Consider the following 13,585-nt stretch of genomic DNA (forward strand, 5'->3'; position numbering starts at 1 on the left):
TCGACCTAGAACTCTTCCGCTTCACGGCGATCGGCCGTCGGCTCTGCAGCCGGCGGCCGTTCGCGTAGCCGGGGCACCACGGCCCGGGTCACCGGCTCGACGACGCGCGCCGCCACGGGGCCGAGCACCGCTGTGATCAGGACGTACGCCGATGCGAGAGCCGCGAGCTCGGCGTCCACGTGACCGGAGGTGACGGCGAGTCCGGCGATGACGATGGAGAACTCACCCCGGGCGATGAGGGCGGCGCCCGCGCGAGCGCGGCCCATGGTGGCGATGCCGTGTTGCCGTGCCGCCCACCAGCCGGTGACGATCTTCGTCAGCGCTGTGACGACGGCGAGCAGCGCCGCCCATCCCAGTACGGGAGGGATGGCGGTCGGATCTGTGTTGAGGCCGAAGAACACGAAGAAGATCGCCGCGAAGAGGTCCCGCAGCGGCTCGAGGACGCGGGCCGCGTTGTGAGCGGTCGATCCGGAGATCGCGATGCCGAGCAGGAACGCGCCCACCGCCGCCGACACCTGCATCGCCGAGCTGACACCGGCGACCAGCAGCGCGGCGCCGAGTAGCTTGAGCAGCAACGTCTCGCTGTCCGGGCTGTCGAGCACCGCAGAGACGTAACGTCCGTAGCGCAACACCAGCACGAGCACGACCGTGACCAGGCCCAGCGCGATCGCGACGGCCTCGAGCCCACCGATGAGGCTGACCCCCGCGAGCACGGCGGTCAGGATCGGTAGGTACACCGCCATCGTGAGGTCCTCGAAGACGAGGATCGACAACACCACGGGAGTCTCCCGGTTACCCAGACGACCGAGGTCGGTCAGGGTCTTGGCGATGATGCCCGAGGACGAGATGTACGTGATGCCACCGAGGACGAACGCCGCCGTCGCGCCCCAACCGAGCAGCAGCGCGATCACCACTCCCGGCGCGGCGTTGAGCACGAGGTCGAGCAGGCCCGCCGCGCGGGACCGTTTGAGCCCGGTTACGAGTTCGGAGGCCGTGTACTCCAGGCCGAGGAGGAGCAGCAGCAGGACCACGCCGATCTCACTGGCAACGTGACTGAACTCGCTGATGTCACCGAGCTGGATGAACCCGCCGGTGCCGAACGCGAGACCGCCGAGGAGGTAGAACGGGATCGGCGACATGGCGAAACGTGCGGCGACCCGTCCGAGCACCCCGAGGGCGAAGAACACCGCCCCCAGTTCGATCAGGGCGAGCGTGGTCGAGTTCATCGGTCAGCCGTTGCGCAGGATCCTGGCCGCGGCGTCCAGGCCGTCGGCCGTGCCGACGGCGACGAGGATGTCTCCCCCGGTGAGTACGAAATCCGGCCCCGGCGAGGGCGTCACCTGCCCGGCGCGCATCACCGCGACGATGGACACGCCCGTGCGGGTACGCATCGCCGTGTCTCCGAGCACCGCCCCGTCGAAGCGGGAGCTGTCGTGGATGTGCAGCTGCCGGGTGATGATCCCGGGCAGTTCCCGGTGGTCCTCCTGGAGCTGGGCGACGAGTTGCGGCGCACCGAGGAGGTTGCTCAGGGTGGCTGCTTCCTCGACGGTCAACGGCAGGGAGGCCGCACAGGCATCGGGATCGTCCGCCTTCGAGACGATCAGGTCCGAATGGCCGTCCCGATGCGTGATGACCCCGATCCGACGACCCGACGCCAGCTCGAAGTCTTTGCGCACACCGATTCCGGGAAGCGGCGTCACTTCGACGTTCATGCCGTCAGAGTAGGACTCGCGGCCCCCCTGGGTGGCGGCGCACCCTCAGGGGTGTCCGAAAAGCCCGTTATCGCCGGGGAGGTAGTCCACCACCGCGGTGACCGCAGCGACCGGTAACGGGCCGTAGAGGTGCGGGAACGTCATCCCTGCAGGATCGTCCGGGACGCCCGGCTCCCACCGCACTTCGTCCGCGAGCCGGGCCGGGTCGATGTGCAGCAGCACCAGATCTGTACGGCCGGCGAACAACCGGTTCGCCGGCAGGTGCACCTGCTCCGGCGTCGACAGGTGTACGAACCCGTGCGTGGCGAGCGAGTCGGGGACCAGCACCCCCGTGCGCTGTGCCGCCCTGCGCTGTGCCCGCTCCCAGTCGGCTCGCGTGCAGATGTGGACCAGCCGATTCGTCACCGCAGCCCCTCCCGGTGGCCGTTCCGGGCCCGCGACACCGCCGGAGGCTCTGCGCTGTGAGCGAACACCCGCGGCCCCGAAACCGCACGTCGTGGGCATTCGGCGGGTTCGGGGGTGAAACTCGACACGATTTTCGGAGGATTGGAACAACGCGTGAACGGGAATCGTCTGACACAGTAGTTCCACCGCGCCGGCCCGGTGCGGCGGACCAGACCCCAGGCAACCGACGACAGTGGTGGCCAGTTTGGAGGAGTCATGCCCGGAACGTTGACCAGCCCGAAGTTGACCGCCGCAGACCGCTGCGATCGGTGCAGTGCAGCCGCTCGCGTCCGTGCCGTCCTTGCCACCGGTGGCGAGCTGCTCTTCTGCGGCCACCACGCCAAGGAGCACACCGACCGGCTGCGTGAACTCGGTGCCACGATCGTGACCGAGTCCGACGCCGAAGCTGCCGTCTGATCCACCGTTCCGGAGCCGTACGACTCCGAGACCCGAGCCGAAACGGGCGACCACCGCGAGTGGTCGCCCGTTTCGCCGTTCCGGGGGTGCGCCGGCGGCGGGTTCACCACTGGCGCAGCAGCGCGATGCGGTCGCCGAGTTGCTCGGCCGTGGCGATCGCGGTCGGCGGACCACCGCACTGCCGCCGCAGCTCCCCGTGGATGACCCCGTGCGGCTTACCGGTCCGGTGGTGGTGCATCGCGACGAGCGAGTTCAGTTCCTTGCGCAGCCGGGCCAGCGAGTCGGCGGTCGCCACCCGCTCGGCCACCTGCGGCGGCGGGGTGGGTGCGGGGGCGGAGGCCGGCTTGTCCAGTTGCTCCTGCTGGCGGCGGCGCAGCAGCGCCCGCATCTGCTCGGCGTCGAGCAGCCCGGGCAGGCCCAGGTAGTCGGCCTCTTCCTCGCTGCCGGAGAACGTCGCCGTGCCGAACGAGGAGCCGTCGTAGATCACCTGGTCGAGTTCGGCGTCCGCGCCGAGTGCGGTGAACGCCTTCTCCTCCTCGCCGGGTTCGTCCTTGGTCCGGTTGGCATCGGCGAGCAGGTCGTCGTCGAAGCCCTCCTTCACGCGGTGCGGCTTGCCGAGCACGTGGTCCCGCTGCGTCTCGAGCTGGCTGGCCAGGTCGAGGAGCACCGGCACGGACGGCAGGAACACGCTCGCGGTCTCGCCCTTGCGTCGCGACCGCACGAACCGGCCGATGGCCTGGGCGAAGAACAGCGGCGTCGAGGCGCTGGTGGCGTACACGCCCACCGCGAGCCGAGGAACGTCGACACCTTCGGACACCATGCGCACCGCCACCATCCAGCGCTGGGTGCTCGCGTCGAACTCCGAGATGCGCCGCGACGCGGTCGGGTCGTCGGACAGGACCAGGGCGGGAGTCTCGCCGGTGAGCTGCTCGAGGATCTTGGCGTACGCGCGGGCCACCGTCTGGTCGCTGGCGATGACCAGTCCGCCCGCATCGGGCATCCCGCCCTGGCGCAGTTGCTCGAGCCGCGTGTTCGCGGCGGTGAGGACGGCCGGGATCCAGTCGCCGGCCGGATCGAGAGCGGTCCGCCACGCGCGTGCGGTCTGCTCGGCGCTGAGCGGCTCACCGAGTCGCGCCGAGTACTCCTCCCCCGCGTTGTTGCGCCATCGGGCTTCACCGGAGTAGGCGAGGAAGACCACCGGACGCACGACACCGTCGGCGAGGGCATCGGCATAGCCGTACGCGTGGTCGGCCCTGGACTGCATGAAGCCGTCGCCGTTCGGTTCGTACGTCACGAACGGGATGGCGCTGTCGTCGCTGCGGAACGGGGTACCGGTCAGGGCGAGGCGGCGGGTGGCGTCGCCGAACGCCTCCCGGATTCCCTCACCCCAGCTCTTGGCGTCGCCGCCGTGGTGGATCTCGTCGAGGATCACCAGGGTGCGACGAGCCTCGGTGCGGACGCGGTGTTTGAACGGGTGCGAGGCCACCTGCGCATAGGTCACCACGACCCCGTGGAAGTCGCTCGACGTCTGGCCGGTGGAGTTGGTGAAGTTCGAGTCCAGGGCGATGCCGGAGCGCGCAGCCGAAGCGGCCCACTGGTGCTTGAGGTGCTCGGTGGGGGCGACGACCGTCACCTGGTCGACGGTGCGGTCGCGCAGCAGCTCGCCCGCGACACGAAGCGCGAACGTGGTCTTACCGGCGCCGGGGGTCGCGACGGCGAGAAAGTCCCGCGGGCTCGTCGCGAGGTACTTCGTCAGGGCTCGGCGCTGCCAGGCGCGCAGCTGTCCGGCGGGGGCGGAGGGCGCTGTTCCGACGGTCTCGGTGCTCACCGGCTACTCGTGCTCCTTCTCCGGTCGTGCGGGTGGTCTCGCTCTGCGGCCCGCCGTCGGGCGGACGGAAACCGCCGTGCGGTCGCCGGACGGACGACGGCCGTCGAGCAGCCTATCCCGGTCCGCCGGGCCCGCCCGCATCCGAGCCGCCGGCCGTGACGCGGGCGACAGGAGACGATCATGTCAGAATTCGCGGTGTCGTCGGCCCGCCGCCGAGCACTGCGGCGTGTCGTCAGGAATGCTGGAAGTACCCATGAGCGACACACCTCCTCCAGCCGGATCGACCGCCGCACCGCGCCCGCGGCGGCGGCCGGTGCACCGCGGGCTGCAGGTGCTCGCCCGGACAGCGGTCAAGGCGTGGGACGACTCCATCTTCAGCAAGGCCGCGGCGGCCGCCTTCTGGCAGACGCTGTCGCTGCCCCCGCTCCTGCTCGGCCTGCTGGGCAGTCTCGGCTACGTGGCGGGGTGGTTCGGGCCCGACACGGTGGAGATCATCCAGTCCAAGATCGTCACGTTCAGCCGCACCATGTTCAGCGAGAACGTGGTCGACGACATCATCGGGCCCACGGTCCAGGACGTGCTGCTGCGGGGCCGCGCCGACGTGATGTCCCTCGGATTCCTGCTGTCGCTGTGGGCGGGGTCGTCGGCGATCTCGACGTTCGTCGACTCCATCGACGAGGCACACGACCAGCACGACCACCGTCATCCCGTCTGGCAGCGGTTCTTCGCCCTGCTGCTGTACGTGGTGTTCCTCGTCCTGGCGGTGTTCACGCTGCCGCTCGTCGCGCTCGGGCCGACCATGATCGGACGGGCGCTGCCGGAGGCGTGGTACGACGTCGGGTCCCGGTTGCTGGATACCTTCTACTACCCCGGCGTGGCGCTGCTGCTGCTCGTGGGCCTGACGACGCTGTACAAGGTGGCCCTGCCGCGGTCCCTGCCGTGGCACCGCCTGCTGGGCGGTGCGATCCTGGCGGGCACGTTCTTCATGGCATCGAGCGCGGCTCTGCGCTGGTACCTGCGATGGGTGTCCGGGACCGGATACACGTACGGAGCGCTCGCCACCCCGATCGCGTTCCTGCTGTTCACCTTCTTCCTCGGCTTCGCCGTCGTGCTGGGAGCCGAGTTCAACGCGACAGTGCAGGAATTCTGGCCGGCGCGCGAGACCCGCATCGAACAGGTGCGCCGGTGGCTGGCCGATCGGGCGGCCGCAGCGCCCGCACCGGCCGCGGTGACCGGCCTGACCCGGCGGCTGGGAACGGCACCGATCCCGATCCGGCTACCGGACATCATGCGGCCGGGGCAGCGGGAACCCGAGTCGTGCCCCGTGGACGCGCCGCACCCACCCGCAGCGGAGGACGCCGTCGGCGAACCCGCGCCGGCGACCCCGGACGAGACGGTCGATCAGTCGCCCTTGCGCAGACCCTCGTAGACCTTCTTGCATTCCGGGCACACCGGCGACCCCGGCTTCGGGGAGCGCGTCACCGGGAAGACTTCGCCGCACAGGGCGACGACATGGGTCCCCATGACCGCGCTCTCGGCGATCTTGTCCTTCTTGACGTAGTGGAAGAACTTGGGAGTGTCGTCGTCGGTGGTTTCGTCGGTGGTGGTATCCGGCCGTTCCTTGATGTCGGTGCTCACCGTTACATGATGCCGCACCCCGGGTGCGGATGTGTATGTGCATTCCGCGGACGCGAGTGGGACAGTAGAAGGATGTCGAGAACTCCGGGTTTCCATGGGGGCTACGACGACGGGTCACCCGAGAAACCGGTTCTGATCACCGAGGCGGCGTCGTCGCTGGAGGAGCAGCACCGAGCAAGGGTCCGCAAGTACCTCACGCTCATGTCCTTCCGCATCCCCGCCATGATCCTCGCCGCGCTCGCATACGCGGCGTTCGCCAATCCGTGGCTCTCGGTGGGCATCCTCGCTCTGTCGGTCCCGCTTCCGTGGGTGGCGGTGCTCATCGCCAACGATCGCCCTCCGCGGTCGAAGGACGAGCCCAGCCGCTGGGACGGTCGCGCCGACGACACCACTGCGCTCGAGGGCCCACAGCCGCGCATCATCGAGGGCTGACCCGGTTCCCCGGCCCCGGGCGCGGCAGCAGGGTGCTGCCACAATGCGTGGATGGACCGCGACCTGCTGCTTTCGATCTGTCCCGCGCTGCGCACGGCACTCACTCGCGCACGGTTCGACACCGACACGATGCTCGAGCTCCTCGGTCCCGACGCGCACGCCGCGTTGGGCCGCGGCGAGCCTGTGCCGGTGCGACGGGCCGCGGCGGGCGGCGGTGATCTCGGCACCCTCGTGCGCCTGTTCCTCGTGTGCGACACGCTTCCCGCCGCCGAGGTGGCCGACGCGCTCGCACCGCTCGACGTGGCGACGGCGATCGTGGCGGGGCTCCTCGAACGCGACGGCGACGGTGTGCGCGCAGCACTGGATCTGCGACCACTCGACGCCGGCACCGGCACCCGTTGGATGCTGTCGGACCTCGACGGGGCGATGCGTCCCCGGCAGACCCGCGAGGATCATGTGCTCGGCGTCGGACACGCCTCGCTGTCGCTGCTGCAGGCCATGCCCACCGACCCGGTCGGTTCGGTACTGGACCTGGGCACCGGGTGCGGCGTGCAGGCCGTGCGCGCGACCGACTTCGCCCCCACCGTCACCGCCACCGACGTCAACGCCAGGGCACTGGCACTGGCTGCCGCCACGGCCGCACTCAACGAGGTCGAGATCGAACTGCTCGAGGGGTCGTGGTTCGAACCGGTGATCGGCCGCCGTTTCGACCGGATCGTGGCGAACCCGCCGTTCGTGGTGAGTACGGGACGGGTCGAGCACACCTACCGGGACTCGGGCCTGGACCTCGACGGCGCGAGCGAACTGATGATCTCGCGCGCTGCCGAGCACCTGAACCCGGGCGGGACCGCTGCGATGCTGGCTTCGTGGGTGCACCTCGAGGACGAGGACTGGCGACGCCGGATCGCGTCCTGGCTTCCCGCCCACGGCGTAGACGCGTGGATCGTGCAGCGCGACGTCGCCGATCCGGCTCTCTACGTCGGCACGTGGCTGCGCGACGGTGATGCCGACCCGCGGGATCCGGCGGTGGCGGCGCGCGCCGAGGACTGGCTCGACCACTTCGCGCGGCACAAGGTTCAGGGCATCGGCTTCGGATTCGTCTACCTGCGGCGCACCGACGCGCCGAGCGACGTCCTCGCCGAGGACCTGCGGCACGGTTTCACCGATCCGTTGGGGGCGGAAGCCGTCGCGTACTTCGAGCGGCTGGCCTGGCTGCGCGACCACGATGTCCTCGAAGCGCGGTTCGTCGTCCGACCCGACACCGCCCTCGAACGGGTGTACCTCCCCGGAGCGGACGGCTGGCAGCAGGTGGTGACGCGTGTGCACCGCGGTGGGGGCCCGAACTGGCAGCACGAAGTGGACGAGCCGGCGGCAGCGCTGCTGGCCGGGATGCGGGCCGACGGCCTGCCGCTGGCGGAGCTGGTTGCGCTGCTCGCCGTCGCGCACGACGAGGACGAACAGGCGCTGGCCGAACGGGCGGTGGTGCTGGTACAGGCGCTCGTTCGGCACGGGCTCGTCGAGCCGGTCCGGTAGGACGCTCCGGACGGGCCGGAAGTTACCGGCCGGTTCCCTCAGCGGTGTGTTCTCAGCAACTTCTCAGGACCTCGGCGCCGTTTACGCAGGTCAGAGCAGTTCCGGCGATGGAACCCCGGGAACTTTCCCAGGGGTCTTGCGCGTTGAACGCTTCGAGACACCACCGATGAGGAGGCACGTCATGGCACGCCCCGATACCACCGCCCGCGTCGATTCCGACCTCGACAGCCAGAGCCCGGCCGCAGACCTGGTCCGCGTCTATCTGAACGGGATCGGCCGCACGGCCCTGCTGAGCGCTGCGGACGAGGTGGAACTGGCCAAGCGGATCGAGGCCGGCCTGTACGCCCAGCACCTGCTGGAGACCAAGAAGCGGCTCACCGCAGCGAAGAAGCGCGACCTTGCGATCCTGGTACGCGACGGGCAGGCCGCTCGCAGCCACCTGCTCGAGGCAAACCTGCGGCTGGTCGTGTCCCTGGCCAAGCGCTACACCGGTCGTGGCATGCCGCTGCTGGACCTGATCCAGGAGGGCAACCTCGGACTGATCCGCGCCATGGAGAAGTTCGACTATGCCAAGGGCTTCAAGTTCTCGACCTACGCCACCTGGTGGATCCGTCAGGCCATCACCCGCGGCATGGCCGACCAGAGCCGCACGATCCGGCTCCCCGTCCACCTCGTCGAGCAGGTCAACAAGCTGGCCCGGATCAAGCGGGAACTGCACCAGCAGCTCGGCCGGGAGGCCACCGACGACGAACTGTCCGCGGAGTCCGGGATCCCGGTCGAGAAGATCGGTGATCTGCTGGACCACAGCCGCGACCCGGTGAGCCTGGACATGCCGGTCGGCAACGACGAGGAGGCCCCGCTCGGCGACTTCATCGAGGATGCCGAGGCGACGTCCGCGGAGAACGCGGTGATCGCCGGGCTCTTGCACAGCGACGTGCGCAGCGTCCTGGCCACCCTGGACGAGCGCGAGCAGCAGGTGATCCGCCTGCGTTACGGCCTCGACGACGGCCAGCCCCGCACCCTCGACCAGATCGGCAAGCTCTTCGGCCTCTCCCGTGAACGAGTCCGCCAGATCGAGCGGGAGGTCATGGGCAAGCTCCGCGAGGGCGACCGCGCCGAACGCCTCCGCGCCTACGCCAGCTGACCGGGCAGTCGGCCGGACGATCCCCGAGAACCGGGCTGGGTTCTCGGGGATCTCTTTCTCTGTGGTTGTCGGCACAGCCGCGGGACGCCGCGGCCCATCCAGCACAGCCGCGGGACGCCGCGGCCCCTCGGCACACTTGCGGGACGCCGCAGGCCGTCTAGCGCAGCCGGCGGGGGCCGAGGTCGAGTGGATGCGGCTCGGGACCGATCCGCAGATGCGCGTCGGTGAGCTCGGCGCCAGTGGGGGACGCGAGGACCGGTTCACACGCGATCTCCCGCACCTCCGGTAGGTCGTCGGCGAGGGCGGAGATGCGCTGGACGAGGTCGACGAGCGCCGCCTTGCTGACCGGCTCGGTGTTGCGGTAGCCGGACAGCAGTGGCGCCGCCTTGGGGGCGTCTATCAACTCGACCGCCTCGTCCTCGGTGACCGGCAGGACCCGGAAGGCGCGATCGCCGAGCAGGTCCGAGATGACTCCGGCCAGCCCGAACGAGATCAGCGACCCGAACGACGGGTCGTCCTGGACCTGCACGACGCATCCGATGCCCTTGGTGGCCATCTTCTGTACGTGCAGCAACGGCTCCCCCGAGACCGCGGCGAGGTCGCGGTAGGCGATCCGCACCGCCTCCGGTCCGAGCAGGTCCAGCCGAACGCCGCTCAGGTCCGGCCGGTGCCGCCAGTGGGCGCCGGTCGCCTTCACCGCGACGGGGAACCCGATCTCCTCCGCGGCGGCGACGGCTTCCTCGGCCGTGGTCACCGCGCGGAACTCGGCAATGTGCACGCCGTAGCACGCGAGCAGGAGTGCAGCCTCGGTGTCCGAGAGCCAGCGCCCGTCCGGCGACGTCGCGAGCCACCCTTCGACAAGGGTGCGGGCCTTCTCTGCGTCGATGCCCGCCGGGCGGACGACCTGCGAGGCGGGACGGCTGCGCCATTTGGCGTACCGCCATGCCCGGGCCAGCGCGAGGGCCGCCCGCTCGGGACCCGGATACGAGGGCACCGACCCCCGTGTGGGATGGCCGTCGGGTCCGCGCACCGCGAGGACGTCGGGCAGGCCCTCGGTGGCGAGGAACGTGGTGAGCACCGGCTTGTCGGTGCCGGCGACGGCGTCACGCAGGGCCTGCGCGTACGGCTCGACCGTCACGGCGACCGGCGGTACGAACACTGCGATCACCGCGTCGACATCGGCCGACTCGAGTGCGTGGGCGACGGCCGCCGCGAACTGCTGCGGGGACGCCGTCGCCCCCAGATCGACGGGTTCGCCGACGTGCAGACCCTCACTCCGGGCGGCGTCGACGGCGAGCACACCCAGGGCCGTGGAGTTGCCCACCACCGCGACGCGCGGACCGGCCGGTAGCGGCTGATAGCCGAACAACAGGGCCGAATCGAACAACTGGGAGATCGAACCCACCTGCACGACCCCGGCCTGCTCGAACAGGTCCCGCACGATGGTGTCGTCCATCTCCCCCGTGCGGGCGGCCAGGACCGGAGGTACGGCGTGCCGGCCGCTCTTGACGGCGACGATCGGCTTGCTGCGAGCCACGCGCCGGGCGATGCGCGAGAACTTGCGCGGATTGCCGAAGCTCTCGAGGTACAGCAGCACCACCTCGGTGGCCGGGTCGGTGTCCCAGTACTGCAGCAGGTCGTTGCCCGAAAGGTCGGCGCGGTTGCCGGCGGAGACGAACGAGGACAAGCCGACGCCGGTCTTGGCGGCCTCGTCGAGGATGGCGATACCCAGCGCGCCGGACTGACAGAAGAAGCCGACGTTGCCGGCCGCCGGCAGCACGGGCGCGAGGGTCGCGTTGAGTCGGATATCCGGGTCGTTGTTGGCGACACCGAGGGCGTTCGGACCGATCAGCCGCATGCCGTGTGCCCGCGCCGCATGCGCGAGGCGGCGTTCCGCGGCCCGGCCTTCCGGACCGGTCTCGCCGAAGCCGGACGACACGACGAGCAGCGCCTTGACGCCCTTGGCGAGGCAGTCGTCGAGCACCGCGTCGATGGCCTCGGCCGGGACCGCCGCGATCGCGAGGTCGATGTCGTCGGGGATGTCGCGGACGGTCGGATAGGCGCGCACACCGCGCACCGAGCGGTGCTCGGCGTTGACCGGATAGACCGGGCCGGTGAAGCCGCTGCGCAGCATGTTGACCAGGACCGCGTTGCCGACCTTGCGACTGTCGGTGGACGCGCCGATGACGGCGGCGCTGCCCGGGCTGAGCAGGTTGCGGACGCTTCGAGCCTCGGCGGCACGTTCGCGGGCATTGCGGACCGACACCAGCGCCTCGGTGGGGTCGATGGCGAACTCGAGCCGCACCACGCCGCCCTCGAAGCTTCGGCTTACCTGGTATCCGGCCTCGCGGAACACGGTGACCATGTTGCGGTTCTCGGCCAGCACCTCCGCGACGAAGGTGTGGATGCCGTTCTCGGCGGCGGCGCCGGCCAGGTGCTCGAGCAGGATGGGGCCCAGGCCGCGACCCTGGTGCGCGTCGGCGACGGTGAAGGCGACCTCGGCGGACAGGCCGTCGTCCTCGGGCAGACCCTCGTAGCGGCCGACCGCGATGATCTCCCCGCCGAGCAGGGCGACGAACGCGACCCGGCGGTGGTGGTCGACCACGGTGAAGTTGAACAGGTCCCGTTTCGACATCGTCGGGTAGGGACCGAAGTAGCGAAGGTAGCGAGTGCGCTCGGAGAGTTTGCTGTGGAAGTCCACGAGCAGGTCCGCGTCCTCGGGGACGATCGGCCGCAGGTGCACGGCCTTGCCGTCGGAGGCCAGGACGTCCGCCACCCAGTGCTTGGGGTAGTTCCGCGCGACGGCGAGTGCCCGTTCGCGGGCGGCGTCCTTCTCCGCCTGGGCGTGCGCTGCGGCGTCGGTCGGCGTGCCGGCAGGTGCGTCGCCGTCGGGCGTCTGTCCCGCGGGACCGGGCGGCGTGCCCCCGGATGCCGTGCTCTCCGGTGCCGTGCTCTCGGATGCCGTGCTCTCGGATGCCGTGCTCTCGGATGCCGTGCTCTCGGATGCCGTGCTCTCGGATGCCGTGCTCTCGGATTCAGTCACGCGGGTCCTCCGGGTCCAGGCCGAGCAGCGGGAAGCAGGCCCGACGGGTGGCGACGATGGCCGAGTCGACGCGGCTGAGGGCACGATCGAACGCGGCGACGCCGGTCTCGGGGGTGCCGCCGGGACCGTCCCACGGCAGATACGCCACGTCACCGCCCTCCCCCATCACGGTCGGCAGATCGACCCCCGGCGCCATCGCAGCGACCCGCTCCCGCCATTCGCCGGGGATCGGGGTGGCGGGGTCGATCTCACGGTCGAGTACGGCGGCGATCAGGTGGGTCCATGATCTCGGCACCACCCGCACCAGGCCGTAGCCACCACCCCCGACCGCGAGCCACCGGCCCTCGCAGTGCCGGTCCGCGAGCTCACGCATAGCCAGGTACGCCGCGCGTTGACCGTCGACGGTCAACGAGAGGTCGGCCAGCGGATCCTCCCGGTGGCTGTCGGCGCCGCACTGGCTGATGATGATCTGCGGCCGGAACGCGGCGACCGCCGCGGGGACGACGGCGTGGAACGCGCGCAGCCACAAGGCGTCGACGGTGCCGGGCAGGACCGGCAGGTTGACCGCGGTGCCCTCGGCGGCGCCGGTACCGATCTCGCTGGACCAGCCGGTGTTCGGCCACAGCGTCGCGGGGTGCTGGTGGATGGAGACGGTCAGCACCCGGGGATCGCCGAGGAACGCGTGTTGCACTCCGTCACCGTGATGGGCGTCGACATCGAGGTAGGCGATCCGGTCGAAGCCGTGGTCGAGGAGCCAGGAGATCGCGATGGCGGCGTCGTTGTAGACGCAGAATCCGGCGGCCCAGTCGGCCATCGCGTGGTGCATCCCGCCGCCGATGCTCACCGCCCGCCGGGTGCGGCCGGCGGCGATCTCGCGGGCGGCCGCAAGGGTGCCGCCCGCGAGGACGGCGCTCGCCTCGTGCATGCGCGGGAAGATCGGGTTGTCCTCGGTGCCGAGACCGTGCGGTGCCTCCGGTCCGGCGCTCGAGCCGGGTGGCAGGTTGCCGGCGTGCTTGACGGCCTCGACGTAGGCGGGGGTGTGGATGCGCAGCAGATCGGCGTCGGTCGCGGCGGGCGGACGCAGGGTCTCCACCCCCTCGAGCAGGCCGAGCCCTCGGGACAACGCCATCGTCAGATCGAGCCGGGTGGGGTTCATCGGATGGGTCGGACCCCACCGGTAGTCGAGGAAGTCCGGACTCCACACCACCACTCGGTCGCCGCTCGGATGTGTCGGATCGCCCGTCGCGGCGGAGGTCGTGGTCATGGCCACAAAGCTACTGCGCCGCCCTGGGGGACGCGAGTGCCGGAATACCTCGGCGTGCCCACCACCCACCACGCCGGGCGGGGCCGCTCGGGGTTCACCCGTCGGGGGTTTCGCCCGGTTAGAATCGGCC

12 protein-coding genes are annotated in these 13,585 nt (G+C 70.6%); 5 read left to right on the plus strand and 7 right to left on the minus strand.

Annotated elements, in window-relative coordinates:
- Positions 1 to 5: 5 nt before the first annotated feature.
- From QYS60_RS09885 to QYS60_RS09895, 3 genes are read right to left on the minus strand one after another with little or no spacing between them, the layout of a single operon-like run.
- Positions 6 to 1,226 carry a cation:proton antiporter gene (locus QYS60_RS09885; protein WP_371383024.1) on the minus strand — a complete coding sequence of 407 codons (1,221 nt, stop codon included), beginning with the start codon at positions 1,224 to 1,226 and terminating at the stop codon, positions 6 to 8.
- Positions 1,227 to 1,229: 3 nt separating this feature from the next.
- A complete protein-coding gene (locus QYS60_RS09890) occupies positions 1,230 to 1,712 on the minus strand; it encodes a cation:proton antiporter regulatory subunit (RefSeq protein ID WP_003935584.1) in 483 nt (160 codons plus the stop codon).
- A gap of 45 nt (positions 1,713 to 1,757) precedes the next feature.
- Complete coding sequence (locus QYS60_RS09895; RefSeq protein WP_371383025.1) at positions 1,758 to 2,117, minus strand: DUF952 domain-containing protein; 360 nt, start codon at positions 2,115 to 2,117, stop codon at positions 1,758 to 1,760.
- A 255-nt stretch (positions 2,118 to 2,372) separates the two neighbouring features.
- Here QYS60_RS09895 and QYS60_RS09900 point away from each other — a divergent pair, with 255 nt between their 5' ends.
- Positions 2,373 to 2,573, plus strand: a complete 201-nt coding sequence (locus QYS60_RS09900; protein ID WP_003935586.1) for a hypothetical protein — start codon at positions 2,373 to 2,375, stop codon at positions 2,571 to 2,573.
- A gap of 103 nt (positions 2,574 to 2,676) precedes the next feature.
- Here the strand turns inward: QYS60_RS09900 and QYS60_RS09905 are convergent, their stop codons facing one another.
- On the minus strand, positions 2,677 to 4,401 hold the full coding sequence (locus tag QYS60_RS09905) for a DEAD/DEAH box helicase (protein WP_003935587.1): 1,725 nt from the start codon (positions 4,399 to 4,401) through the stop codon (positions 2,677 to 2,679).
- A gap of 253 nt (positions 4,402 to 4,654) precedes the next feature.
- Between QYS60_RS09905 and QYS60_RS09910 the strand changes: the two genes are divergently transcribed.
- Positions 4,655 to 5,830, plus strand: coding sequence for a YihY/virulence factor BrkB family protein (locus QYS60_RS09910; protein ID WP_003935588.1), 1,176 nt, complete (start codon positions 4,655 to 4,657; stop codon positions 5,828 to 5,830).
- On the opposite strand, the gene QYS60_RS09915 is transcribed toward QYS60_RS09910, so the two are convergent.
- The gene (locus tag QYS60_RS09915; protein ID WP_003935590.1) at positions 5,803 to 6,039 is read right to left on the minus strand and encodes a DUF3039 domain-containing protein; all 237 of its coding nucleotides are present in this window, start codon (positions 6,037 to 6,039) and stop codon (positions 5,803 to 5,805) included. The two genes, QYS60_RS09910 and QYS60_RS09915, sit on opposite strands and share 28 nt — an antisense overlap.
- A 72-nt stretch (positions 6,040 to 6,111) precedes the next feature.
- Between QYS60_RS09915 and QYS60_RS09920 the strand changes: the two genes are divergently transcribed.
- From QYS60_RS09920 to QYS60_RS09930, 3 genes are all read left to right on the plus strand, one after another.
- Positions 6,112 to 6,471 (plus strand): DUF3099 domain-containing protein, encoded by a 360-nt coding sequence (locus QYS60_RS09920; protein WP_054375097.1) that lies wholly within the window; start codon positions 6,112 to 6,114, stop codon positions 6,469 to 6,471.
- Between the two features lie 51 nt (positions 6,472 to 6,522).
- Complete coding sequence (locus QYS60_RS09925; protein WP_371383027.1) at positions 6,523 to 8,004, plus strand: methyltransferase; 1,482 nt, start codon at positions 6,523 to 6,525, stop codon at positions 8,002 to 8,004.
- Positions 8,005 to 8,185: 181 nt separating this feature from the next.
- Entirely contained in the window at positions 8,186 to 9,148 is a 963-nt protein-coding gene (locus QYS60_RS09930; protein ID WP_003935593.1) for a sigma-70 family RNA polymerase sigma factor, read from the plus strand.
- A gap of 157 nt (positions 9,149 to 9,305) precedes the next feature.
- On the opposite strand, the gene QYS60_RS09935 is transcribed toward QYS60_RS09930, so the two are convergent.
- Together QYS60_RS09935 and QYS60_RS09940 are read right to left on the minus strand one after the other, a co-directional pair.
- Positions 9,306 to 11,924, minus strand: coding sequence for a GNAT family N-acetyltransferase (locus QYS60_RS09935; RefSeq protein ID WP_371383039.1), 2,619 nt, complete (start codon positions 11,922 to 11,924; stop codon positions 9,306 to 9,308).
- 259 nt (positions 11,925 to 12,183) lie between these two features.
- The gene (locus QYS60_RS09940) at positions 12,184 to 13,455 is read right to left on the minus strand and encodes an acetoin utilization protein AcuC (protein WP_054373251.1); all 1,272 of its coding nucleotides are present in this window, start codon (positions 13,453 to 13,455) and stop codon (positions 12,184 to 12,186) included.
- Between the last annotated feature and the right edge of the window lie 130 nt (positions 13,456 to 13,585).

Source organism: Rhodococcus sp. GXMU-t2271, assembly GCF_041414735.1.
In the GTDB taxonomy this organism is placed as follows: domain Bacteria; phylum Actinomycetota; class Actinomycetes; order Mycobacteriales; family Mycobacteriaceae; genus Rhodococcus; species Rhodococcus indonesiensis.